The organism is Dyadobacter sp. CECT 9275, assembly GCF_907164905.1.
GTDB classification, from domain to species: domain Bacteria; phylum Bacteroidota; class Bacteroidia; order Cytophagales; family Spirosomataceae; genus Dyadobacter; species Dyadobacter helix.
This window is the reverse complement of sequence record NZ_CAJRAF010000002.1, coordinates 830,593-855,513: the sequence shown is the minus strand read 5'-3', so window position 1 is coordinate 855,513 and position 24,921 is coordinate 830,593. Positions and strand designations below refer to the sequence as shown.

Below are 24,921 nucleotides of genomic sequence, written 5' to 3'. Positions count from 1 at the left end.
CTTAGTTGTATCCCGGATTTTGTTTCAGAACGGTGGGATTTACGTCGATCTGAGCCTGGGGTACAGGGAAGAGCTTGTTGTTAGCCCCGATCTGAATGATCTTCCCGTTGAACTTCACGTTATTGTTGGTAAAGTAACTATTTAAGGTTGGGACCAACGTATTGGTACGGGCCAGATCAAAGAAACGAAGTCCTTCAAAACAAAACTCAAGGCGACGCTCCTGGATGATACGGTCCCTTAAAGCAGCCTTATCGGCCACATAGGTGGCTGTTACGGCAGGGTTGGTGAACTGCAGGTTCATGGTATTATTTCCAAATGCCCGCTCCCTCACCTGGTTTACGTAGGGAATGGCAAGTGCGGTATTACCTTCTTCATTGAGGCATTCGGCATACATCAGCAGGATGTCCGAATATCTCAGAATGGGGTAGTCGGTGCCATCTTCCGCCCGCAGCTGAATACTCCTGTTGATGAATTTGTTTACGTACGACATCGGTCCCTGCAGTACGGCAAAAGCAATAGAAGCGTCGCGTCGTGAATCTCCCGGGGCGAAGGCATTGTAAAGGTCCATGGTTGGCTGGTTGGCATTGGAACCAAACAGCGGTACGGTGGCTCCGGCAATGGGCCCGAACGTAGACGTGAGCGTATTTCCCTGCCCGATTGCCTGCGAGTTTGGTGTATACTGAATGGCGAAAAGGATTTCCTTATTGTTACCGTTATTGTACTGGAAAACACTGGCATAGTTACTGAGGAGCTGATACTGAGCGGGACTTTGTTTGGTAATAATGTCTGCCAGCAGTGGCGTTGCTTCTTTGAATTTTTGCTGATAGATCATTGCCCTGGCCAGCATACCCTTTGCCGCTCCGCTGGTTACTCTGCCAACGTCGGTACCAGTGTAGCTAACGGGCAATACGCCAATGGCCTCGGTCAGGTCCTTTTCTATCTGAGCATAAACTGTTTGTGCTGCTTCCCGTCCATAGCTGTAGGCTTCTTCAGGTTTGGTGAGTTCTTTCAGGATGAGGGGTACATCTCCGTATACCTTCACCAAGTTAAAATAGAAATAGGCCCTCAGAAATTTGGTTTCGCCTATGACGCGGTTTTTCAGTGTAGCGTCCATCGGAACGGTTTCAATTCTTTCCAGGATAATGTTAGCCCTGCTGATTCCTTTGTAAGCGTCGTTCCAGCGGTCACTAACGGGCGCTGTGGAAGCAGGATTGATCATAAAATTATCAAAATCGGCATGAGCGGGGTAACCCGGAACGGCCTGGGCATCATCCGTGGTCATATCTCCGTAGAAAAATTCGGTTAGCCCGGCGGCGTTACTTCTGAGTGAACCGTAAACCGCATTGAGCGCATTAAGCATATCATTGCTGGTTTTATAAAATGTTTCCGTGGTAGGGGTACTGATCGGTACCAGGTCCAGGACGGCTTCCTTACAGCTCGCAAGGCATAAAAGAAGGAGCAGGTGATAACTGTATCTTTTCATAATATTTTTTGTTGCCGGTTGTTATAGTCCAATATTGACGCCAAATGTGAAGGTGCGGGCAAGCGGATAACCGCCAAAATCAATGCCGGGGAGCGTAACACTTTCTCCGTTTACACTTACATCGGGGTTGTAGCCCATGTATTTGGTAAATGTATGCAGGTTCTGAACGCTGGAATAGATACGCAGGGAATTGAGATGCACACGTTTCAACAAAGAAGAAGGCACATTGTAGCCCAGGGTTACGTTTCTGATGCGAAGGTAGGAAGCATCCTTCGTGAACCTGTCGGCACGGGTTTCTGCATTCCCCAAAGCGGCAGTAGGACCTTCGGCACGTGCGTAAATTCCGTTGCCGGGTTCGGAGGGCGATTTCCAGCGGTTCTCTACACTTTCGGTCAGCTGATTCCATACAAGGGTATTAGAGCCAATGTACAGGGCATTGAAGAACAACACGTCATTCCCCTGAACGCCCTGCAGCTGCACGTCCAGATCAAAAGCTTTATAGCTGAGATGGTTGCTGATGCCGTAAGTGAAATCCGGACTGGGGTTTCCGATTTCGGTACGGTCATCGGGTGTGATGACTCCGTCGCCGTTAAGATCAACGATTTTACTGTCGCCGGGTGCCCCGATCAACTGTCCGGAAGCATTTTTGAGCCGCATTTCTGGATGAGCGTCTACATCTGCCTGATCTCTGAAAATTCCTCCCAGCTTATATCCGTAAAAATAGGATAGGGGTTTGCCCACTTCAATGCGTTGCATGGAGTAATTGCCCAGCGAAAAGGACGTAATGGGTAGATTATTCTTTCCAAGGCTCAAGGCGGTATTCCGGTTTCTTGAAAAATTCAGGTTACTGGTCCAGGTGAATCCGTTTGATTTGATATTGACCGAGTTCAGGGAAATTTCAAATCCTTTGTTTTCAACTTTTCCGATGTTGGAAATGGCCGTGGTAAATCCGGAAATGGACGGAATCGGCAGGTTATACAGCAGGTTGTCCGTCACCCTGCGGTAAAAGTCAAAGTTGATGTTCAACCTGTTTCGGAATAAACCGATGTCCATACCGGCATCAATGGTTTTGTTGGTTTCCCAGCTCAATTCATCATTTGAAAGGCTAATAGGGGCGTACCCTACGGCAAGTGCACTCCCGAAATTGTAATTGTCGGTACCTAACTGTGGTATGGAGGTGTAATTCCCGATATTGAAGTTCCCAGTTTTACCGTAACCTACACGAAGTTTTAACTCCTGCAGGAAGCTTACATTTTTAAGAAACGCCTCTTCGGAAATCCGCCATCCGATAGACGCTGCCGGGAAGAGGGCAAACTTGTTGTTCCTCCCAAACCGGCTTGATCCATCCCGTCTGACACTCGCAGACAACAGGTATTTCTCTTTATATGCGTAATTAAGGCGGCTTAGATAACTCAACAGCGTCCACTGCGACTTGCTGGCAGATCCGTTGATGGTTGCCGCACCAGATACATACTTAACGGCATCGTTCTGGTATGATCCCGCGGCACCCAGCAGGTTTGAGTTTTCGTAAATTCCTTTTTGATAGGTATAACCGGCCATGAAATTGATGTCATGCACATTTGAAAAGGTTTTTTGCCAGGTCAGCGTATTGTTCCATGACAGGGTTATATCCGCAAGGTTTTCCTGTGAAGAAAAAATGGTGATCGGAGACGCCAGAGGCTGATATCTCACCCGAACCTGATTGGTGTAGCTGGAAACCGTGGACGGACGGTACTTATTGGTGATCCCGTCAACCCTGTCCAGACCGAAGTCGGTCCTCAGCACAAGGCCTTTTACCGGTTCCAGTTCTGCATAAGTGATGCCGGTTATTCTTGATTTCTCTACTACAAATTTATAGTTGGGGTCTTCCAGTGGCTGCAAGGGGTTATTGGCTGCTGCCCATCCCACCGTGGTATAGGGAATATTCAGCCTTCCTCCGGTTCCGTCATACAGGCCATCTGCTGTTTTTGGTGCAATACTGGAAGGCAGCACCATGGTGGTCATCACCACAGATACGTCATTGTCGGGGCTGGATACCGAACCGTCGGTCCAGCGGCGGTTTTCTTTCGTATACGAAGGGGAAAGGCTCATTCCCACGCGGAAAAAACTGGTTGGGGAAGCATCTACATTTAAGCGGGCGGTATACCTTTTCCAGTCTGTAGCCTTCACAACGCCATCTCCGGAAAAGTAATTTCCTGAAAGGAAGTATCTTATTTTTTCGGATCCTCCCCGTACGGACAGCTGGTAGTTGGAGGTAGGGGCGGTCCGGAATACCTCTTTCTGCCAGTTGGTATTGGGAAGGCTTGAGGGATCATCATAAGCCTCAAGATAATTTACAAAAGCTTTGGAACCCGCTGATGTCACCCTGGAACCGTTGGGTACGTTGGGGTCACCGCCGGACGCCGCCCAGATGGCTGCACTGGTTTCTTTCCAATATTTGATTTCGCCGTCGCGGTCCAGGACGTCAATGAGTTTGGGAACATTCTGAAATCCTGTGTAATAGTTAAAATCGATTCTGGCCTGGCCGACTTTCCCTTTTTTCGTTGTGATGAGTACCACACCATTGGACCCGCGCGACCCGTAAATGGCTTGTGCAGAGGCATCCTTAAGAACGTCCATTGTTTCGATATCGTTTGGATTGATGGTATTCAGGTCGCTGCCCGACTGAAAGGGTAAGCCGTCAACAACATAAAGGGGCTCGTTTCCGGCACTGATAGACCCCGTACCTCTGATCCGGATGACCGGAGGGGCTCCCGGAATTCCTGTTGCAGAAGTTACCTGTACACCGGCGATCTGTCCGGCTATGGCATCCATCACGTTTTTCGTAACCTGATTTTTTAGATTGGTTGCGTTGATCGAGGATACTGCACCGGTGAGGGATACCTTTTTCTGCGTACCGTACCCTACCACCGCCACTTCGTTCAGGTTATTACTTTGTGGATTGAGCCTGATTTCGGGAGCCGTATTGTTATCCACCGTAAATGACAATGCTTCGTAACCGATGTATGAAAATACCAGAACCTGTCCTTTGGCAACGGCCACGGAAAAGGCGCCGCTGGCGTCGGTAACGGTTCCCTTTGCCGTGTTTTTGATCTGAATGGTAACACCTGGCAAAGGCTGGTTTTCAACCGAATCAAAAACCTTTCCATTGATGGTTAAATCCTGGGCCAGTAGGGGCCCGGCAAGCAGACAGAGAATGGGAAGCAAAAAGAGCTTCCGTATCCCACTCGAGGAGAAAAATAGAAGGTTGGGCATAGTTTAACTGTTTTGGAGTTGAATGGATTAATATGAAAAGTGAGTTATTGGGTACAAGGAACTTCCGGGGTAATTGTCGGTGACAACGGATGGCTTGTCTATACGAATTTTTACATAATTCTCCCCTGGTACCAATTTATTGAACTGGTACCCAAGGAAGAGTCAAAGCTGTTGTTGCGTTACGGAAGGGAACTTTTGATTCCCGGCCTGGTCCCGGGCGGATCTATTTTTTTTCGGCGTTCACCCCTTTTAATAGGGCAATCATTCCTTTTAAATGTTTTTCCTGATATTTTCTAAGGAGTTCCCTGTCGGTCTGGTCCAGTTTGCATTTGGCAAGATCGGCCGCATCAAATGGCGCTTCAACATCATAAGCGGGCATGTCCAGTTCTTTATAACCCCAGGTGGGGATACTTCCCGCCGTGCACATGTAAATGACTTTCTCCTGTTTTGGATCCCTGTAATCCTGGGCTTCCCAAAACATTCTGGCATAATTATCACTTCTGTCAACAAAAGCCTGGTTCTGAAGGGCGTCTTTTGAAGCGGCCAGGGTTTCTCCGGCAATGCTCGCCAGGCAGTGATAGGAAAGCAGCAGTTTTGGTTTATGCTTTTTCATAAAACTGCTGATAGCCATGGTTTCGTTTTCACTGTTGGAAAACAGGCCGCGGTAGGTATTGCCCTGCGGATCATCGGTTGAATAACCATAGGTGGTTTCAACGGTGTCCCAGTTTGCGGGGAAGTTTCGGTTAATATCCACCAGGTTGGGGTTTCGGCGGAGGTACCAGGGGTTACCGCGCACCAGCCGGTCACGCATGTCGGGGTTTGCTGAGGGAATGGCAACGATGGATACTTTTTTCAGCAGGTCCTGATGGTTTTCCAGCAGCTTTTCGAGCATGTACAGGATGATTTCCGGGCCCGCTTCACCGGCGTGCACCGCACCCACCACCGCAATACATTTTTTGCCATGGCCCACTTTCAGTCCCATTAGCGGCCTTTTGTAGGTGGTCAGCCCGATCTGGCTGGCATTAACCATCGCGGGGTATTTTTTTTGAAGAAGCGCTACCTTCTCCTGAACCTGTTCGTATTTATACCATACCTCCGGATCTCTTACCTTCACGGCCAAAGGGCCTTCCGGTTCTCCTTCGTCAGTACCGATCCAGTAGCTGTAAGTGGATCCTATCTTTGCGGTGGTATCCTCGAAATGAAATTTGCAGTCAAGCAATGGCTCCATTTTGCCGTGGAAAATGAGATCGGCCTTTTTATAATCTTGTGCAGGGAAGTACTCGCCATAGTCAGTCCCGTATTTAAAATCGGGGCATTCCATTCGATAAATGCGCATTTTGGCAAAATGATGGCTAAACTCTTTTTTGAAAAAGCGCATGGATTTGTAGGCCGTGACAACCACTTTATTACCGTCGAAAAAAACATTACCTTCCCTCAAAGTCCGGTAGTTGTCGGTAGTATCCTTGCCAGAGGGGGCTTGCTTAAGGGTAATATTCTCTTTGAGTATGGACGGAAGCGCCATGGAAGAAACCGACAAACCGGCCAGCCCCATAAATCCGCGTCGGTTAACTAATTGTTTTTGTGATTTTGTCATAACCGCTATGAATGAAAAATGGAATTTAGATGATCAATATGCAATTTTGTCCCTCTGAGCTCTTAACTCGATTCTTAAAAACGGGTACGTAACCGTTATTTGAAAGAATGAGTTAGATCGTTTTTTAATATCAACAGGAATTAACCGCTTTTTATTTGTTAACTGGTTCAATAACAATGATTTCCTGGCCGAATGTGCCGAGTTCGATTTCCAGCACACCTTTTCGGAGGTCACGTCCCGAAAAGGCACCAAGTGATTTTTTGCTGAAACCAAGGCTGATATTGTAACGGGTATCCGTTTGTACCCATGGAATGTTAATTTTCCGTGTCGGGGAGCCGCTGTCACCGCGTAATACGACGACCGCGCCATATCCCTGGTCGTTGAGCTTACCCCACCAGTGCCAGTCTGTATCAGTAGGAGCGGGTACCCCGCTGAATTGGAAATTTTCATAAATGGCATATTTCTTGTCCAGCCCTTCTAACAAACTGAAGCCATCTTTGTAGGTGCGGATATTTTCATCCGAAAGCGAAGCCAGGTCTCCAGCAAAAACCGAAGGAGAGCCCATCAGCCAGCTGCATATCTGCCTCTGCTGGACTTCAGTAGTGAGGCTTCCCTTGTGATTAACAGTTGCAGCTGCATAATATTCGATGGAATGCAACGGAAGTCCTCTGTGTGCATATAACTGTTTTCGTGCATTAAAACATCCGGATATGAGCTTGGCTCTGAGGCTGTCAGGTTTGTAGCTCCAGGAGGAACTGTAACGCTGCGATGTTTTTCCGGCTCCTGAATAATCATTGGGCGGAATATGGTATGCATACACATGCTTCAGTGCAGCCAGGTCGCAGGGCACCCCTGGAGTACCCCAGTAGATTTCGTGCGTAATTTCCATTACAATGTCGGGCGAAGAAGCGTTGATCTCGTCCATGGTTGCCAGCAAAGCTCTCAGACCGCGTAAAAGTGATTCCTTTTGTGTACGGCTTTCGTGACCTTTCGCAATGTCACCAAATTTGATGTTGGTCAGGTCCTGTTTGAAATAGGTGGCCCCGTAGCGGTCGCGCAGGTAGGCGATGTCATTGGCATAATAATGCCTCCAAGCACTTGCAAAGCTCATGGCCAGTCCACCTTCTCTTTTGATGAGGGGGATACTGAAAGCATTTTCAACATTTTTGAAATCGGCGGCCATGGCAGGATTCCGGTAGCAGGATACCCACAGGCCCAGCTGTAATCCTTTGCCGGTTATGTGGGACGATGTTTTTGTGAAATCAGGAAATTTTTTGGGATCAGGAACGGTGCTTGAGGTAGCCCAGGCGCCCGGTTTGTCACTGATAGCCCATCCGGCATCCAGTAAAAGGCTTCTGAAACCCGCCTTTGCGGCAATATCCGCCATCTCGGTTATGTTTTCATGCGTGATATAGGATGAAAAATTAGACCAGCTGCACCATTGAGGAACAAATGCTGCCATATTGGTTCTTTTGAGACCGATCACCTCGTACAGATACTGTTTAAAAGAACGCTCAACGGTGCGGTCTAAAGCGGTGGATACGGCTGATATGGTTTTCACGTTTTCCTGGTCATAGGCATATATGAATACAGGTTCGGAGGTGAATTTTTCTGCGGGGCCAATCACCCATTCAAAATGTTCGCTGGCATAACCTGTCGCCCCCTTGTCGCCGATAAGGCGCAGTGCAGAGGGTACTTCACTGCCCACAATAACACCTGCCGAGTGGTCTGAATTGCCAAAGCTGATGATACTGGAAGTAGCTCCTCTTTCGGAAGGAGTTAGTTTAGTGAGATGGGCGAACGCTTCTGACAGCACTGCGCCGTCCAGCGTTAGGCCGTCTATCTTAAGCCACTGTCCGCTGTTGTTATTGATCTCAACCCACTTACGAATGGCCGGGTGTCCCTGATATACTTCATAAAACAAATTGACAGACACATTGTTCAGTGGGTTGTTTTCAACAGACCTGACGCGGATATTGAGCCGCTTGGTACCTTTGGCCGGTTCGCTCACGGTAGAACTTACATGGCTGAAAACTTTGCTCCAGTCGGCGGATTTCAGATCACATATTTTCGCCCAGCTGACATTTTGCTTCACTTCCTCTCCCCCTTTCAATATTTTGAGTACATCGGTTGCATTGGCTTTCCTGGCTTCCTGGCTGATCTCATACCGTGCCGTGTCGGTGATACCTTCCGGAGCCTGGTTGGGTGTGGCCTGATGAAAAGACAGGGCCAGTTCTACTGAACCTACTGAAGTGATCGGCTTGTTGTTGACTTTGATACTTTCGGTCATGATGTCAGACTTACTTATCCTGATCACCCTTTGCAAGCTCCCGGATTGGATCGTAATTACATTTTTTTCTATGCTTATGTTATGCAAATTCTGATTCTGGCCATATACCTGTAATATGCCCGCAAGCAATAATAAAGCGAATGAACCTATCATTTTATCTGTTAACCTGTACATCATATTTTTTTAAAAATGGAGCACACACGGGATGTGCAGATTCACTACTATCAAGCTTTCCATGCAGCCACGGCATTTCCAAATTTACTAAAAGACCGAAACGATCTGTGGTTTACTGCGATTCTCATTGATCCGTGCGTTTTCTATTTCAGGGATACGTCCGCCTCCTTGCTCAGGAAATCGGCCCCGTTGTCAGGCAAGCCTTCTGCGTTCCATTCCAGCAATGCATGATCCGGAACCGAGACAATGGGCTCCAGAACAGTTGAGGTAGATGGATTGTGCGAAATGTTGGAGGTACGGCTGTAACAGGATATCAGCGACCATCGTGGTTTAACTGATAAATTGGCTTCCGAACGGTGCAGGATATTGCTATGGAAAAACAGGATATCACCTGCCGTAAGTGTTACATATACCAGCTCCATGGTTTGCAAAGCAAGGTCCACGAAACGTTGGGATGCCCCCACTTGTTCGCCTGAGAAGCCGTGCTCAACGCGTCCCATCCTGTGCGAACCCCGGATTACCTGCAGGCAGCCGTTTTCTTTATTTGCATCCGTTATACCCACCATGACGGACATCATCTGGTCGGGAAAAAGGAATTCATTTTTGTACCAGTATCCGTAATCCTGATGCCATTCCCAGGCACCGCCCACGTGTGGTTCTTTCTGCATGAGCTTGGAGTGGTAATGGCAGACATCCTGCCCGTCCGTTGCTCCGGTATCCTTATACATAAGCCGATCAATTGCATCAACCAGCGTTTCGCTTCTGGCAAGCAGTCCATACACATCGTCGCCAGGTTTGTACCACAGAGACAGCCTGCTGCGTTTCCCCGAACTGTCATTGACATTGATGGCATTTTTACTGGCCACGTTGTCTTCAACAGCTATCCGATACAATTTGGATACTTCTTCCGGGCTGAAAAATCCCCTGATGGCCAGGAAGCCATCCCGGTTGTACTGTTCAATCTGATCGGTAGTGATAGATGTTTTTGTCATGATGCTTCGGGTAATGTCTGCCCTTGGTTTCAGCTCTTGAAAAACTTTGTTACGATTGTATAGCACCCATAGGGTTTAAGTAATTTAATCCATTTTTTAATAATTGTAGCGTTCAATTATCTTCATAATTAATCTTTGGTTATTTATCTTATGTGCCTAAGATATCATGTGAATACTTGATTTCTGTCATACAAAATTCGGTTATCTGGCAAAAAGTCAGCTATACGATCTTATTGAAAACATGGATTATCTTACTTTTACAGAAAATTTTTAACGGAAATTCAGGTCAGAAGCTCAAACATGAGAAAAAGCAGGGGGTTTGATGGAGAGCAGTTTATAGAAATACCCAAGGTGGGACTATCCAGTTGCCGGAAACTCCCGCTGATTCAGGGGCTCCATATTACCCACATCGGGTTTTATCCAAAAGCACTTCATCATTATTATCAGCGGCCCAGGGGTATTCATTCGGTGATTGTTATTTATTGTTCGGATGGCAAAGGCTGGCTTCAGATTGAAAATCATAAGGTAAACATCCGGGCAGGAGAAATATTTGTGATCCCGGCCGATACACCTCATTCTTACGGTGCGGATGCCAAAAATCCCTGGAGTATCTATTGGGTTCACGTGGGCGGCTCCCTTTGTATGGAAATCGGGAAGGCAATTATGCGTGATTCGTGGGAGCGGTATGAGGCCATCTATGCCGGATTTTCGGAAGAACGTACCGAGCTGTTCAAACAGATGGTCATGACGTTGCGTAAGGGATACAGCACGAGCAACCTCACCTTTGCGAACCTGACCTTGTCGTATTACCTGTCTACCTTTATAAATCCGGAACATTTTGGACAGCAGAGCAACAACACCCAAAAAATGAATACCGCCGACAAGGCCATTGTCTACATGCAGCAACATTTGTCGGAAACAGTTACGCTCGAAAATATTGCGGGATCAGTGAATCTTTCCGTTTCCTTTTTCTCCAGGAAGTTCAAAGAAGACACTGGTTACACACCTATAGCTTATTTTAACTACCTTCGGATACAGAAAGCATGCCAGTTACTTCATTTCAGCGATCTGCGTATCAATGAGGTAGCTTCCCAAATCGGAATCGACGATCCGTTTTATTTTTCCAGATTATTCAAACATCAGATGGGCGTTTCGCCGATTACCTACAGAAGGAGCCGCGAAACGCTATGATTGTTTCATCGTATAATATCCTCACGTAAGTTTTCCGGTGGCTACGTCCCGGGATGGTAGCATTATTTTTCTGATTTTAAACGGTCCTTATAGTCCAGCCAAGCCTGCATGGTGGTCCGGACCAGCTCAGGTTTGGGGCCTTTGATGTTATAACATTGTGCGCCAACCGGTCCTTTATAGTGCAGTTCCTGGATGATGTAGCTAAGCAAGCCGTAGGTATCAAAGTCACCGGTTCCCAGGGGCAGAATGTAGTCATCCCATACGTTCCGCTTAGCGGAGATAACATCATTAGCCCCACACAGGGTTACCAGCTTCAGGTATGGGGCAATGGTTTTAAGGTCCGCTCTGAGTGATTTCCTTTCACCTGCCGGGGTAGTGGCAAGCCAGTGGCATAAATTAAAACTGGTCCCTACGTTATTCTGGTTTATTTTGCGTACCAAATCCAGGGAATGTTTGATATGCTGGACATAAAACCTGTAATGAGGGTAAATAGCTACCTGCAAACCGGCTTCATGCGCCCACTGGCCGATCTGGCCAATCCTGCTTATTACAATTGAGTCAGCGGCAGCAACCGGGTCGGTGTATTTCTTTGAGTCACTTGTCACAAATGGGGCGATAATGGTGCCCGATCCTTTTAAACGCTGGATATAACCTTCTAAACGATGATCTATATACGGATCTTCTACATTGAGTTTTACGTAAAAATAGGAACCTTTGAAGTGGTGTTGATCCAAAGCCGCCTTCATGCCTTCAAAGCTATCGATCTGGCTGATCTCGATACCATCGTATCCCGCATTCTTAATGAGCGCTACTTGTTTGGAATAGGTATCATACACCGAGTCGCCCCGAATGATATTATGGAGCGGAAAGAACTCATTCTTGATCTGCTGAGACCATGTTTTGGTTGTTGTGCCGGAAAGAAGTCCCATCAGGCAGCAGGCGGTGAGTCGCACGTACCACCACGAGCCCGGACGATACTTTATCATTTATCTCCTGGTTAAAGTTTTCAGAAGACAAAAGACCTGCTTTTTATTTTACGTATCTAATGTTGCCTTTGCGGAAAATATTGTCTTTTTTGCATTGGTTATAATTTAATATCCAAATTGGCAAACAATACCGTATAAATACATTACACCCATGCGCCCGAACCGATTAACCGTTCCGCTTAATCACGACCGTTCGTTTGATATTCGCCATGAAATAGTACCTTATTTCAATAACCCCTGGCACTTTCATCCCGAGCTGGAACTGAATTACGTAGTGGCCAGTTCGGGTACACGCTTCATTGGTAACAACATTGAAAAGTTTGAAGGCGGGGAAATCATCCTGCTTGGCAAACACCTGTCGCATTACTGGAAAAATGATCAGCAGTTTCTTCAGCCCGAATGCCTGCAAAAGCCCGAAGCTATCGTGGTAAGATTTGCAGAAGACTTTGCAGGGAAAGGCTTTTTTTTGATACCTGAAACACAGGTTATTCAAAGGCTCTTCGAAAAAGCCAGAGGAGGTTTGAAATTGCATGAGCCACTCAGAAGCCGGGTTGCAGATGCATTGCATGCGCTGATTGCCCAGGAGGGGTTCAGACAATTGATGCTATTTTTGGATATTCTTCATGAAATAGGCTCGTCTGAGCAGATGACCGTGATTTCCCCCGATTACCGGCCAAGCGCCCTGCTGACGAAGAACAACGAAAAACTGGGGAAGATTTATGCCTATTTGCTCGAACACTTTACGGAACAGATATCGCTCACCCGGGTTGCGGAAATCGCCAGTATGAATGAAGCGGCATTTTGCCGTTATTTTAAGAGCCAGACGGGACGTACTTTCACGCATTACCTCACCGACCTCCGCATACGTTACGCCTGTGACCTGCTTTGTAAAAAAGATACCTCCGTTACGGAAGTTTGTTATGAGATCGGCTTTGAAAATGTTTCCCATTTCATACAGGTTTTTAAAAAACAAATGGGGCAGACACCTTTTGAGTTCAGGAAAGGAATGCTCTGATGAGCTCTACTTAATCCAGAAACGAGTGAAATATCAGGCAGGTAAATATTCAACAGCGTATCTTTGTATAGAGCACTTCAAACCTGATTTGCGGGATTGAACTTTAATCTCGCAAATCAGGTCGTTTTTTAGTGATGTGTCCAGGATCACTTACTATTCGCTGCGTAAGCTCTTAACAGGATTCATTAATGCCGCTTTGATACTCTGAAAGCTGATCGTAAATAGTGCGATGCCGGTGGCCAATATTCCAGCGAGGGCAATGATCCACCATTGGAGGGTGGTTTGGTAGGCAAATCCTTCTAACCATTTATTCATACTGTACCACGCAATGGGTGAAGCGATGACAATGGCGATCAATATGAGTTTCAAAAAATCCCGGGAAAGCAAACCGACAACTCCGGCGACAGTCGCTCCGAGCACTTTGCGCACGCCGATTTCTTTGGTACGCTGTTCTGCCATAAAGGCGGATAGTCCATACAAACCCAGGCAGGAAATGAAAATAGCCAGACCGGCAAACAGATTAAAAATACTTCCCATTTGTTGCTCGCCACGATAAAGATTATCCAGGTCCTTATCCAGGAAGCCAAATGTGAAAGGGAAGGCCGGGTTGAGCTGCTGATTAATCTTTTCCAATGCCCTGATGGTTTGCTCGTTCGTGTGAGGAGTTGTGCGGACCATCACCACGCCGCCCCATTTGTTGAGACGCAGGATCAGTGGCTCCATCGCATATTGCAATGATTTGAAGTGAAAATTTTTCACAACGCCAATGATCGTACCCTTGTTATTGTAAACAGTCAGGCTTTTTCCCACCGCATTACCGACGTTCATACCCATGATCTGCATCGCCTTTTCATTGATTATATAGCTGGCACTGTCGCCCGAAAACGACTTGTCGAAACCGCGGCCTGCCAGTACTTGCGATTTGAACACTTTAACGAAATTTTCATCTACATCCATAGACGGGAAGACGACTTGGTTGCGGGTCGTTTGTCCGTCCCAGACAATATCAATGGTGCCGGATTCGAGCTTTGTAGGCAAGTCGGAAATGACGGTGAAATTTTCCGTCAGCGGATTTTGCGCCAGTGACGCTTTCAAGGACTGTAGTTTTCCACCCAGCTCGCCGCTCAAGGGCAGGTAAAGCAGATTGGATTTGTCAAAACCCAGGTTGCGCTTTTTGATAAAATCCAGCTGTTTGTAAACCACCACAGTGCCCACAAGCAGCACGATGGCGACCACAAACTGTGTCACCACCAATGCATTACGGAAGAGCAGGTTTCCTCCGGCGACTCTTAGTTTTCCTTTTAATACTTTCACAGGCGCGAAACCAGACAGGAACAATGCAGGATAACTGCCGGATAGCAAGCCTGTCAGTACCGCTATGCCCATCAGGTTCATCAGGAGTTTTCCATCCAGCAAGTGAATGGCGAGGGCCTTCTCAGTCAGCATTTTGAAGACTGGCAGCAACATATACACGATACCGACCGCAATCACCAGCGAGAGGAATGAAAAGATGAGTGATTCGCCCAGGAACTGGAACACAAGCTGGTAACGATTAGCGCCCACCACTTTGCGCAGCCCTACTTCCTTGGCCCGCCGCTCGGATCGAGCGGTGGCGAGATTCATGAAATTGATACAGGCCACAATCAGAATGAAGATAGCAACCAAAAAGAAAATATTGACATACTGAATGTTACCGTGTCCGGGAAGATCGATCTGTAGATTGGAGTGCAAATGGATGTCCGTCAATGGTTGCAGCTGGAAGTCTAGTTTGATCTTTTCACCGTGATCCTTGAAAATTTTGGCTATTTGTTGCGTCAGTTTTTGTTGCGCTGGTGCAGATGCGGCCGTCTTTTCGTCGAGTTCGAGATAGGTATAAAAGTTGAAATTACCCCATGTGTCGTTTTGTATGTCCCAGTTCCATTTGGCCATGGTTTTCATAGGAATGATCGCATCGAACTGCAAATGAGAATTGGAAGGTGTATTGGCCAGAATTCCCGAAATGGTAAAGTTTTCGTTATTGTTGATCCGGATGGTCTTGCCCACAGCATCACGCGTGCCAAAATATTTTTCGGCTGTTTGTTCTGTGATCAAAATTGCTCCCGGATCGTTGAGTGCCGTAGCCGCATTTCCTGCCAGCAGGGGAAAGGAGAAAACTTTAAGAAAATTAGAATCGGCATAGAAGACGCGTTTTTCTTCCACTTTTTTTTCGCCTACTTCGAACAGCATGGCACTGAGCTTGCTCAACCTTACTCCGCTTTTTATCTGGGGTAGCTGCGACTGCAATCCTCTGGCCATACCGGCCGAGCTGACGGCCACTTTGAAGTCGCCCGCACTACACGTCAGGCGAAACAGCTGACCGGCTCGTGAATGGAACCGGTCGTAACTCAGTTCATTCTGCACCCATAACAGGATCAGGATACTGCACGCCATGCCGATGGATAAACCGGCAATGTTCAATATGGAATAAGCTTTTTGACGGACAATGTTCCGCCAGGCGATTTTGAAATAGTTTTTTAACATATCAGGGCTAAGAGAAAATGATTGTTCATATTTTGTTTTTTGCTGACGCCGGCGGACAAATGGCGGCAGAACGGTTGCGACATTGAGTAGGTAACGCATAAGAGCCTCGTTTTTCCTACGCGTTGTACCGAATACGCATACAGCTCGTCCAGGTCCCCTTCTACTTCTTCAATTGTATTTTCCGGGTGAAGCCAGCGAAGCAATGCTTTTGACCACCTCGGCGGTTGTGGTGTGTTCATATACCGCTCAGCTTTAAGGTATCATCGGGCATTAAATTCCAAAGTTTGTTACGCAGCTGCTGGATATCGGTCAGCGCATTTTTCCCGAGGGCTGTTATCTTAAAAAAGCGTTTTCGCCTGCCTCCGCGCTCGGTGGTTGCCCCACCCAGCTCGGAGGTTACGAATCCTTTTTCTTCCAGGCGGATCAGTGTATTGTGAACCGAGCCGAAGGCGACGAGCCTGCCTGTATGCTGCTCAATTTCCTGGGAGACCGTAACGCCATAAGCGTGCCCGTCTAGGATGGTAATCATGAGCAGAACAAGTTCTTCAAATTCTCCCAAATATGTCCTGCGCATCAAAGAAACAATTAGTTTATATTTTATAGTATAAATTCATGCCAAGTAGCAAATGTGAGAATACGGGTTGTAAACGGCATTTTAGGAAGTATTTTGTGTCCGCTTGGGAACGGGCAGTGTTCGGAAATGAACAGCGGTGTTTGTGTCACCTGGGCGAATACAAGATTGTACTTAGTTTGTGACTTCAGAATTTGATTCACCGGTCTGGAAACCGATATCACCCGGACATCTCCCCCCCCGATGACAGGCCGTATCAGATGGAGACGCCGGAAATTTTAATGAAGGATTGATGTGGATTTTACCACCGCCCGCTACTATGTTACAGGATAACAGGCAGATTTTTTCTACCTGTTATCTTGGTTACATAAGCCTGACGGCTATCAAAATTCTCAATAATTTCGGGAGCAGGAATTACATGACTTTCGTAATTCTCATTAGCATCATATTATTTCTGCTGGTAAAGGAAGGTAACCGGGTCTGCGTTGATTTGTTCCAGCTTCTTCACCATCGTCTGGTTCATTTCTTTCAGCGACTTGCTCAGGTTAAATAATTCTTCGAACATCTCGACACTGTTTTCCGTGTAGTACTTGTTTGAATTACTTTTTTTTGAATTTTCCATTGCTTTAAAAAGAGGTAGGGTGAAATTTTAGCAAAAGTAATAATACTTCATAAAGTAATTGTAGTACTATTTTTCTGAAAGATAACTTTATTTTTATAACTGTGTTTGGTGATGCAGGTATGATTATTCCTCATGAGGAGATATCCACACCGGTGTGTTAAACATAGAATAGATTAAAAAAATATAGATTTAATGCAGATTTGGGGAGGTATACTTTGGCACTACACTTGTCGGCGAGGGAGAAGAGTTGACGCCAGCGGTGCTGCCGAAGCTAAACGAAGGCCTTTTTGGATAGTTTCAGCGGATCATGAAGGAGATCCACTCTTAGAGAAACAAATGCTCCTGCGGCTTATCCGTATGCTGCGAATTTAATTCTTGCGTTAATTGCTGATAATATTTAGCTCTAATTTCCAGTCGGCTACTTATCTGCCTGAGTTCTTCAATAAGTTCTTCTGTGCTTACAGAGTCAGGGTCATTCTGCTGGTAATTTTCCATTCCGTTGATTTGTGAAAATCATAAAAGTAATAAATACAAAATCAAGCTGATAATAATTTTACTAGTATGTTATCATTTTTTTTCTAGAACATGCCTTGCTGAATGCATGCCCGGAGCAGCATATACATGCTGAACACCATCATAGCCTAAGATTGTTCCGGTTTTGCCGGGTAGTTTTTTTGCTGTAATAATGTTATAACGATGCAATACCCGTTCTGTTGCGGGTATTCCGGTCATTCTGCTGATGTTTCTGACAAGCATGGTTTTCAAATGAATAACTTTGTATTAAGGATTTTATTTCGTTGTGAAATATACCGGGTTTTGTCAATTTTAATCTTTTAAATTTTCGTATGCACCAGACACTCCCACCCAGATCCGCCGGGGCCGTGAGTTACTTTTCATGTGATAGCATATTTTTCGTTAACTCCGGGGTTGTCAGGCAAGGTATTTAAACGGATGCGTTTAAGGAAGTTGTTACCATTTAGCGTTCATTAGATAATAGATCAGGTTCCTCAAATATTTTCAGTTTTAGAAATATCAGTATAAATTATTCTAATTTTAAGATTATTGTATCAAATATGAATGTAAAATATTTTCTACCCATTATTTTAGGTTTGTCTGCCGTTTTTAACTTCAATGTTTTCGCGCAGCAACAAAGGACCAAAAAGGTTTTATTTGTCATTGTCGATGGTATTTCCAGTGATGTAATTGAAAAGATACAGAAGCCCAATCTGGACTTGATAGCCAAAACCGGAGGTTATACACGGGCGCATGTGGGAGGAGGCAAAGGTACCTATTCCCAAACCCCGACGATTTCTGCTGTGGGTTATAACAGCCTGCTCACAGGTACCTGGGTGAATAAGCATAATGTGTGGGATAATAATATTGCGGATCCGAATTATCATTACTGGACTATTTTCCGGTTTTTAAAAGAACAATTCCCACATAAGCAAACCGCCGTTTTTTCCACTTGGCTTGACAACCGTACCAAACTGCTGGGCGAAGGGTTACTTCAGACAAATAAGTTACGTATAAATTACCCGTTTGATGGTTTTGAGCTCGATACCGTCCATTTTCCGCATGATAAGCAGGCAAGGTATATCCACCAAATAGATGAAACGGTCGTTCATGAAGCGGCTGGTTATATCCGGTCGGACGCCCCAGATTTGTCGTGGGTATATCTGGAATATACGGATGATATGGGGCACCGTTATGGTGACAGCGAACAGTTTTATGAGGCGATCCGCCTGATGGATGGGCAGATGGGTAAACTTTGGAAGGCAATCCAATACCGTGAGCAAAATTTTAAGGAGGATTGGCTCATGGTGATTACCACAGATCATGGCCGGGACGCGCAAACGGGAAAAGGGCACGGCGGGCAGTCGGACAGAGAAAGAAGTACCTGGATTGTCACTAACGCAAAAGACCTGAACGGAAATTTTAAGGCTAACCCGGGTATAGTTGATATTATGCCGGTCATTGCCCGGCATCTCGATGTCAGGATACCAAAGGAGCAGGCTTTTGAGGTAGACGGGGTGTCCTTTACAGGGAAAATTTCACTCACGGACCCAACTTTGAAAAAGGAAGGAGATATTCTGAACATTAAATGGAAAGCATGGGACCAGGAAGGAAAGGTGAAAATCTGGCTCACCACTACCAACCATTTTGGTAAAGGAGAAAGGGATATTTATCATTTGGTTGCTCAGGTCCCGGTAACGGCAGGGCAGGCGAAAATTGATTTGTCAAAATACCCGTCCGGATTTTTTAAAATTGTGCTGGAAGGAAGATACAATAATGTTAATCAATGGATTGTGGAACCTGCTGCAAAGTAGAATGCAAATGGGCCCATGGTCTTGAAAAAATGAGTTTGTAAAATTAACTCTAATAATTACATCTGTTTTGTTTGGGTCTAAATAGGATTTTTGGTAGCAAATATTAAAATAGTTTTATAAATTTCTTGCTGACATAATGATGGTAGCGGAAGAACCATAAAATTTTTTTGATATGCCGGAGTTTAGCCCCCTTAGTCATGTTGATACGTCTCCGGGATTTTGGGAGTGGGATTTACAAGGTGGGTCCGTGCTGTACAACCCCATTTTAAAGGAATCGCTGGGGTATGCTCAAGATGAATTTCCGGATGAATGGCGCGGCTGGAGATCATTAATCCATCCCGAAGATCTGCTGAAACTGAGCAGGAACTTTCGTAACTACATCCAAAGCAAAATAGAAAAACCTCTGGTTGAAGAGGTACGCTTCATCCGTAAAGATGGCTCTGTCATTTATGTTTTAATAATCGGTAAAATTACCCAAAGGGCAGATAGCGGGATGCCGGAAAAGATGGTGGGCAGCCATATTGATATCACCAGCCAGAAACGTGCAAGTGCCGAACTGACAGGTGTCAGAAATTTGCTTCATGAAACGAACCACCTGGCCAAAGTTGGCGGATGGTCTCTGGACCTCCAGACAAACGAGATCATCTGGACTGATATCATCAGAGTGATATTTGAAGTGCCCGCTGATTTTGTTCCGATCCGCGGATCGGTCATCAACTTCTTTAAGGGAGAGGAAAACCGGCAGATGCTGAGGGATGCAGTAGGCAAATCTATTGCTTCAGGAGAATCCTTTAACATGGAGCTGCTGATTGTGACCGATAAGGGAAGGGAGGTATGGATACGGTGCATGTGGGCTCCTGAATTTGAAGATGGTGTATGCACCAAGCTGTATGGCGCGATACAGGATATTAATGAACAAAAACTGACCGAGGAAAGGCTGCTGCTGAAGGAGCAGCAGCTTGCCACTTTTATACAACATTCTCCTGTGGCGCTGGCGATGCTAGACAGGAACATGAACCACATTGCCGCCAGCGATATCTGGAAGTCGTTTTTTGGCCTTGAGGGAATTGATATCAGGGGGATGAATTACTATGAGATATTTCCACAGACACCGGAGGCCTGGAAACAAAATCATAAGAGAGGGCTGGCAGGTGAGGTGTTGCGGATGGATGAAGATAGCTTCGTGCTTCCGGATGGTAAAATAGAATGGCTGCAGTGGGAAGTGAGGCCGTGGTATGAAACAAATGGCGAGGTGGCAGGTATTATTATATACACTGCCGTTATCACCGAAAAACATGCCTATCAGGAAGCCTTAATTTTAGCAAAAAAACAGGCTGAGCAGGCTCTGGAGATGAAATCCAAGTTTTTATCGGTGATGAGTCACGAAATGCGGACACCCCTGAATGCTGTAATCGGTTTTATCAATCTGCTGCTTCAGGACCCTCGGCCCGACCAGCTCGAAAATATGAACATCCTCAAATTTTCGGCTGAAAACCTGCTGATACTGATTGACGATATACTGAATTTCAGCAAACTGGATGCAGGTAAGGTGCAACTGGAGCAAATTGATTTTAACTTAAATCTCTTGCTTCATAACATTACTTCCTCGCTTCAGAATGAGGCAGCTGCCAAAGATTTAAAGCTGGAACTGATTACGGATAGCTTGATCCCGGAATACGTCACTGGTGACCCTGTCCGTACCACTCAGGTCATCACCAATCTGGTATCCAATGCAATCAAATTCACCCCTTCCGGAAAGGTATCTTTAATTTCTACTATGAAGGGGCAGGATAAAGATACTGTCACCATCGGCTTTCAGGTGGTCGACACGGGCATAGGTATCGCAATGGAAATGCAGGGGAATATTTTTGAAATGTTTACACAAGCTGATTCCGGAACGACCCGTAAATACGGCGGATCTGGGCTTGGGCTCACCATCAGTAAGAGGATTCTGGAAATAATGGGCAGCGAAATGCATTTGAGCAGCCGGGTTGGTGAAGGTTCTACTTTTTCATTTGATATTGTTTTCAGAAGAGGTAATAAGACGTCGCTGGCAGGTGCTTCTTTTGAGCCGGATAAAGTACTGAAAGGAGCTGAAATTCTGATAGTGGATGATTATCCCATCAATGTTAAGGTGGTAAAGAAATTTCTGGATCAGTGGGGATGCGCCTGTACCGTGGCCAGTAATGGAAGCGTGGCGTTGGAAATGGTAAAAAGTAAGGGGTATGATCTGATCCTTATGGATTTGCAAATGCCTGTAATGGATGGATACGAAGCCACCCGACTGATCCGAAAATTACCTGGCGAGGAATTTGGTAAATTACCCGTGATTGCGATCAGCGCTTCCAGTGCACCCGAAGTATCTGCCAGGATGATCGAGGCCGGAATGAATGACTATATCAGCAAACCTTTCAATCCAATTGACCTGCATAATAAGCTGGCTTTTTATCTGAATAAATTCAGAAGGTTTTAATAATCAAGAGCATTTCAATGCTCATAATCTTTCTTTTATTTTTAGCAGGAGTATAAAAAAATGTGCTCGCCGTTCGGTAAGCACATCAATAGGAGCAGCTATTTTTTTAACAACCCGGATGCAATAATCTGATTAAAAATGCGAGATGTAAGAATACGGAGAGAATTTCATTTCGTCGTAGCTGGAGCCAAACTGAGATAATTCCTCGGAAGTTGTTTTCAAATATTTAGAATCACCTTTGAATCTTCTTAAGATACCTTTGAATCCTTTATTCTGTTCCTCGTACTGATCTTTAAAAAGAAAACTAAGGATTGATAAGAGAGGTTGTTCGGCATGCTTAGGAGCGTACACACCACGCTGCGTTACCACAAATACCGGTGTCTGCGGAGCGTCTTCCGAACTGGAAAAGTATAATAATTTACAACTTCCCAATGTTTGAATTGGCGTAATTACCAGAGAGGTTGTCCGGTTCAGGTGTTTGCTGGTAAGGAAGGAAATAATACCTTCATATTTTTCCTGTACCCTCTTTATTAAAGAGTAATAAGCTTTTCCCTGGTGACTGGAATTATCCGGTTCATAATATTTTTCCGATTTTACAGGTGCCAACACAATCATACGCGGGCCGGCTTGTTCGGAATAAATATCTTTTAACGCCGCCAGAATTTCATTAGCGCTAAGATCATTATCGGTTTCCATCAGCAAAGCGGAGTCGATCGGGATGATCAGTACTTTGGAACTGGAAATGATATCTTTAACGTTGCTCTGTTCCGCCGCTGTACCGGTAAGCCAGGATCCGGGATAGTCAATAAATTCAATGTGAAGAGGTGTAAAGTTTTCGCCCTTTCTGCCTAGCTGTACTTTGTACCTAACGATATCCTGCGTGGGCCTGATGCCATAGGTATGGTCCAGCGTACCTTTTTCCAGCGAACTGATTAACCTGTTTCGTTCTTCCGATATCAGCTTTCCGGTGGTAGGATCAAAAGCAAACCGCAGATTGAAACCTTCAAAGAAATCACTTTGAAAGTGGTTAAACATAGCAATCAGTGCAGAGGTTTTGCCTACGCCTGATTTGCCAAGAACGGAGATATTAATCGGTGTCGTCATGCAGTTGCCAAATTCTTTGAATTTGTTAATTCTTTGGTATTATTTAAATGAAGCTTAAGGTTTCTTATCTCATTTTGTTTGTCGGCAACTTTACCATATTTCTCGGGCCAGATTTTATCAGAATTCAGCTGATAGAAAATTTCCCAGTTATCCTTGGCATGATTGGACCGGAAAATCTGATTGAGGAATTCTTCCAGTAAGGAGAAAGATATTTTATTGATATCTTTTGACCAGATTGAAAATTCTTTTTGGATCTGATACAAACATGCCTCTACGGAATGTCTGATATAATTTAATATGTCTCCGTCTGTATCCTGGCGCGACAAACGGATTTCTAAATAATCCGGTGTAAGGATATTAAGGTATTCTCTGATCTTAAAATGTAGAAATCCAAGGTAAGATAACTGAAAATTTACAAATGAAGTAACAGGATTACGCAGGTTGGATACACCGCTTATTTCTTCGATCAGCACGGTATCAAAAGAATCCGGCATATTATCCATATAGATAAGCCTGCCTTCTTTTTTCAGAATTTCATACACTTCATTTTTGATGTCTTTTAAAACTTCAAATAAAATATCGTCAAGTTTTAAAAATTCATTTGTAATATGCGATTTGTATTCATTCAGAAAATCTTCGTATGCTTTGTTGTACGATCCAACCGCATTACGGCTGAGTTTTATATCTGTTTCCGTTAGTTTGCTTAGCAGACTTTTGATATGATCTTTGGTACGTTCGAAGTGGTTATATACCAAGGTATTGGGCTCATTACATAACGAGTATTTTTGCTTCAGCAAATTCTCAAAAGAATTGGTCTGAACGGACCATAGGTTATTGAAAAGTTCTTTGAACTCATACAAATTAATATGATCTTCCGGGAGTTTTTGTTCTTCCATGCTAATAAGGAGTTGTTGAATGTGGTTTGAAATAGATAATATGCTTTCTTTCGAACGCTGCATTATTTTATCATCTAACTGACTAATCTTATTAATAAATGAAGAGGAAATATTTCCCAGAACTTTTTCAGTTACATCCTTTTTGTTACTGCAGTCAATAATACTTACATCCGAGAATTCCATGCCATGTCCTGCCAGTCCGGCCTGCATATCCTTGCAATTCTCCAGATTATTAACCTCAGGGCTGATATTGACGTGGTTAAATATCAGGAAGGAATTATCCTTGATATGTAACAAGGGCTTGCCCGTCTGGGCATTTGCTTCTGTAAACAATTTATAAAGATCCAGATCAATCGCCGACCAGCCGTCTCCCAGCGGATCAGGTTTTCTGACGAAGAGGAAAAAGTCAACTTTGTTGCTCAGCGACCTGATTTTCTTCTCTTCGTTTATCATACCAACGTCACCTACACCAGGCATGTCAATCAGGGTAAGTTTTCCCAGGTTGGGATAGGGAAAACGGCAGGCAATCTCTATTTCCGCAACGGCCAGGTATTTGTAGGTAGCCATGCGGTTTTCCGAATATTGCGTGACATATTCATAAATCTCATCCTGTTCTACCTGCTTGGAAATACCCGTCAACAAATAATTATACTTGGAAATATTGTCGTGATACTCCTTTAATTTTTGATACCTGGCGTGTATAATCGGGTTGGTCGACTGATGAAAAACAGGCAGAGGCGACACCTCAAACTCAGCCAGCGTTTTGGGTACGGGAGATAAGTTGAGGCTGTGGAAATAGGGAAGTATGGTGGTATTAAAGAAATCGTCTCTGCTGTAAAAGTGGATCGTAGCGCTGGCCTGATCCTGATCCGAATTGGTGATTCTGCTAAGACTGGCGGTACAATGAAGCCCGCTTCCTCCCGGAATAAGATTGGAATCCAGTCCTGACAGACTTTGTAAAATGGTACTCTTCCCTTGCCTGGCCCGGCCAATAACTGCGATCGTAATATCCCTTTTCGAAAAACGTTCCTGAAGTTTTCCCAAGCACTCCTGTTCAGCTTCAATCTGTTGCAGGATTTCTCCAATTACTGATGTACTTCCTTCAATATCAGTAGTTTGTGTGTTTGCTGCGGAAGGGTTAGAGCTGGAATTTTCAATTAAAGATAAATTGTAGCTTACTTTAGAAAGCTTCTGAATTTCGTTTAGTACGTCGTTGTTATAGGCAGATCTTTTACTCAACAGCCGGGAAATATTGGAGAGGGCCATACAAATTTGGGTTAGCGTATAGGACTGAAGAGTGCGATATTTTTAATATCAAACTAATTCTATATACATTAAGATTCTAAGTCTCATAATTCCCGATAATTCAAATTTTGCTACATTAACAAGGAATAGAAGAAAGAAATCGGAGTTAAAATGCCTCCAGAT

Annotated in this window: 17 protein-coding genes; 4 read left to right on the top strand and 13 right to left on the bottom strand. The window is 45.0% G+C overall.

What is annotated here, in order from left to right; translation table 11 throughout:
- Nucleotide 1 precedes the first annotated feature (1 nt).
- The 5 genes from KOE27_RS11660 to KOE27_RS11640 all read right to left on the bottom strand — a co-directional run bounded on the left by KOE27_RS11660 (nucleotide 2) and on the right by KOE27_RS11640 (nucleotide 9,788).
- The gene (locus tag KOE27_RS11660; RefSeq protein WP_215239057.1) at nucleotides 2–1,483 is read right to left on the bottom strand and encodes a RagB/SusD family nutrient uptake outer membrane protein; all 1,482 of its coding nucleotides are present in this window, start codon (nucleotides 1,481–1,483) and stop codon (nucleotides 2–4) included.
- Between the two features lie 21 nt (nucleotides 1,484–1,504).
- Nucleotides 1,505–4,738 carry a SusC/RagA family TonB-linked outer membrane protein gene (locus KOE27_RS11655; RefSeq protein WP_215239056.1) on the bottom strand — a complete coding sequence of 1,078 codons (3,234 nt, stop codon included), beginning with the start codon at nucleotides 4,736–4,738 and terminating at the stop codon, nucleotides 1,505–1,507.
- 223 nt (nucleotides 4,739–4,961) lie between these two features.
- Nucleotides 4,962–6,332 (bottom strand): M14 family metallopeptidase, encoded by a 1,371-nt coding sequence (locus KOE27_RS11650; RefSeq protein WP_215239055.1) that lies wholly within the window; start codon nucleotides 6,330–6,332, stop codon nucleotides 4,962–4,964.
- A 151-nt stretch (nucleotides 6,333–6,483) separates the two neighbouring features.
- Complete coding sequence (locus KOE27_RS11645) at nucleotides 6,484–8,775, bottom strand: alpha-galactosidase (protein WP_215239054.1); 2,292 nt, start codon at nucleotides 8,773–8,775, stop codon at nucleotides 6,484–6,486.
- Between the two features lie 164 nt (nucleotides 8,776–8,939).
- Nucleotides 8,940–9,788 (bottom strand): phytanoyl-CoA dioxygenase family protein, encoded by an 849-nt coding sequence (locus KOE27_RS11640; RefSeq protein ID WP_215239053.1) that lies wholly within the window; start codon nucleotides 9,786–9,788, stop codon nucleotides 8,940–8,942.
- Nucleotides 9,789–10,088: 300 nt separating this feature from the next.
- Between KOE27_RS11640 and KOE27_RS11635 the strand changes: the two genes are divergently transcribed.
- Nucleotides 10,089–10,979, top strand: coding sequence for an AraC family transcriptional regulator (locus KOE27_RS11635; protein WP_215239052.1), 891 nt, complete (start codon nucleotides 10,089–10,091; stop codon nucleotides 10,977–10,979).
- Between the two features lie 62 nt (nucleotides 10,980–11,041).
- Here KOE27_RS11635 and KOE27_RS11630 read toward each other — a convergent pair whose 3' ends face one another.
- Entirely contained in the window at nucleotides 11,042–11,965 is a 924-nt protein-coding gene (locus KOE27_RS11630) for a sugar phosphate isomerase/epimerase family protein (protein WP_215239051.1), read from the bottom strand.
- 151 nt (nucleotides 11,966–12,116) lie between these two features.
- Here KOE27_RS11630 and KOE27_RS11625 point away from each other — a divergent pair, with 151 nt between their 5' ends.
- Nucleotides 12,117–12,980 (top strand): AraC family transcriptional regulator, encoded by an 864-nt coding sequence (locus tag KOE27_RS11625; RefSeq protein WP_215239050.1) that lies wholly within the window; start codon nucleotides 12,117–12,119, stop codon nucleotides 12,978–12,980.
- 153 nt (nucleotides 12,981–13,133) lie between these two features.
- Here the strand turns inward: KOE27_RS11625 and KOE27_RS11620 are convergent, their stop codons facing one another.
- The 5 genes from KOE27_RS11620 to KOE27_RS11600 form a co-directional block, all read right to left on the bottom strand.
- Nucleotides 13,134–15,500, bottom strand: coding sequence for an ABC transporter permease (locus KOE27_RS11620; protein WP_215239049.1), 2,367 nt, complete (start codon nucleotides 15,498–15,500; stop codon nucleotides 13,134–13,136).
- On the bottom strand, nucleotides 15,494–15,739 hold the full coding sequence (locus KOE27_RS11615) for a permease prefix domain 2-containing transporter (RefSeq protein WP_215239048.1): 246 nt from the start codon (nucleotides 15,737–15,739) through the stop codon (nucleotides 15,494–15,496). Before KOE27_RS11615 ends, KOE27_RS11620 begins: the two co-directional genes overlap by 7 nt.
- Nucleotides 15,736–16,074 (bottom strand): PadR family transcriptional regulator, encoded by a 339-nt coding sequence (locus KOE27_RS11610; protein ID WP_215239047.1) that lies wholly within the window; start codon nucleotides 16,072–16,074, stop codon nucleotides 15,736–15,738. Before KOE27_RS11610 ends, KOE27_RS11615 begins: the two co-directional genes overlap by 4 nt.
- Nucleotides 16,075–16,519: 445 nt before the next feature.
- Nucleotides 16,520–16,693, bottom strand: coding sequence for a hypothetical protein (locus KOE27_RS11605; RefSeq protein WP_215239046.1), 174 nt, complete (start codon nucleotides 16,691–16,693; stop codon nucleotides 16,520–16,522).
- Nucleotides 16,694–17,260: 567 nt separating this feature from the next.
- Complete coding sequence (locus KOE27_RS11600; protein WP_215239045.1) at nucleotides 17,261–17,458, bottom strand: hypothetical protein; 198 nt, start codon at nucleotides 17,456–17,458, stop codon at nucleotides 17,261–17,263.
- 308 nt (nucleotides 17,459–17,766) lie between these two features.
- Between KOE27_RS11600 and KOE27_RS11595 the strand changes: the two genes are divergently transcribed.
- On the top strand, nucleotides 17,767–19,020 hold the full coding sequence (locus KOE27_RS11595; RefSeq protein WP_215239044.1) for an alkaline phosphatase family protein: 1,254 nt from the start codon (nucleotides 17,767–17,769) through the stop codon (nucleotides 19,018–19,020).
- 172 nt (nucleotides 19,021–19,192) lie between these two features.
- A complete protein-coding gene (locus tag KOE27_RS11590) occupies nucleotides 19,193–21,493 on the top strand; it encodes a PAS domain S-box protein (RefSeq protein WP_215239043.1) in 2,301 nt (766 codons plus the stop codon).
- 132 nt (nucleotides 21,494–21,625) lie between these two features.
- Here the strand turns inward: KOE27_RS11590 and KOE27_RS11585 are convergent, their stop codons facing one another.
- Nucleotides 21,626–22,597, bottom strand: a complete 972-nt coding sequence (locus tag KOE27_RS11585) for a TRAFAC clade GTPase domain-containing protein (RefSeq protein ID WP_215239042.1) — start codon at nucleotides 22,595–22,597, stop codon at nucleotides 21,626–21,628.
- Entirely contained in the window at nucleotides 22,594–24,759 is a 2,166-nt protein-coding gene (locus tag KOE27_RS11580) for a GTPase domain-containing protein (protein WP_215239041.1), read from the bottom strand. Before KOE27_RS11580 ends, KOE27_RS11585 begins: the two co-directional genes overlap by 4 nt.
- Nucleotides 24,760–24,921: the final 162 nt, after the last annotated feature.

What these genes read in the sequence shown, in the direction of transcription:
- KOE27_RS11645 (WP_215239054.1), bottom strand. Translation starts at nt 8,775, where the DNA reads ATGATAGGTTCATTCGCTTTATTATTGCTTGCGGGCATATTACAGGTA.
- KOE27_RS11660 (WP_215239057.1), bottom strand. Translation starts at nt 1,483, where the DNA reads ATGAAAAGATACAGTTATCACCTGCTCCTTCTTTTATGCCTTGCGAGC.
- KOE27_RS11620 (WP_215239049.1), bottom strand. Translation starts at nt 15,500, where the DNA reads ATGTTAAAAAACTATTTCAAAATCGCCTGGCGGAACATTGTCCGTCAA.
- KOE27_RS11630 (WP_215239051.1), bottom strand. Translation starts at nt 11,965, where the DNA reads ATGATAAAGTATCGTCCGGGCTCGTGGTGGTACGTGCGACTCACCGCC.
- KOE27_RS11640 (WP_215239053.1), bottom strand. Translation starts at nt 9,788, where the DNA reads ATGACAAAAACATCTATCACTACCGATCAGATTGAACAGTACAACCGG.
- KOE27_RS11590 (WP_215239043.1), top strand. Translation starts at nt 19,193, where the DNA reads ATGCCGGAGTTTAGCCCCCTTAGTCATGTTGATACGTCTCCGGGATTT.
- KOE27_RS11585 (WP_215239042.1), bottom strand. Translation starts at nt 22,597, where the DNA reads ATGACGACACCGATTAATATCTCCGTTCTTGGCAAATCAGGCGTAGGC.
- KOE27_RS11610 (WP_215239047.1), bottom strand. Translation starts at nt 16,074, where the DNA reads ATGCGCAGGACATATTTGGGAGAATTTGAAGAACTTGTTCTGCTCATG.
- KOE27_RS11625 (WP_215239050.1), top strand. Translation starts at nt 12,117, where the DNA reads ATGCGCCCGAACCGATTAACCGTTCCGCTTAATCACGACCGTTCGTTT.
- KOE27_RS11650 (WP_215239055.1), bottom strand. Translation starts at nt 6,332, where the DNA reads ATGACAAAATCACAAAAACAATTAGTTAACCGACGCGGATTTATGGGG.
- KOE27_RS11595 (WP_215239044.1), top strand. Translation starts at nt 17,767, where the DNA reads ATGAATGTAAAATATTTTCTACCCATTATTTTAGGTTTGTCTGCCGTT.
- KOE27_RS11580 (WP_215239041.1), bottom strand. Translation starts at nt 24,759, where the DNA reads ATGGCCCTCTCCAATATTTCCCGGCTGTTGAGTAAAAGATCTGCCTAT.
- KOE27_RS11615 (WP_215239048.1), bottom strand. Translation starts at nt 15,739, where the DNA reads ATGAACACACCACAACCGCCGAGGTGGTCAAAAGCATTGCTTCGCTGG.
- KOE27_RS11605 (WP_215239046.1), bottom strand. Translation starts at nt 16,693, where the DNA reads ATGGAAAATTCAAAAAAAAGTAATTCAAACAAGTACTACACGGAAAAC.
- KOE27_RS11655 (WP_215239056.1), bottom strand. Translation starts at nt 4,738, where the DNA reads ATGCCCAACCTTCTATTTTTCTCCTCGAGTGGGATACGGAAGCTCTTT.
- KOE27_RS11635 (WP_215239052.1), top strand. Translation starts at nt 10,089, where the DNA reads ATGAGAAAAAGCAGGGGGTTTGATGGAGAGCAGTTTATAGAAATACCC.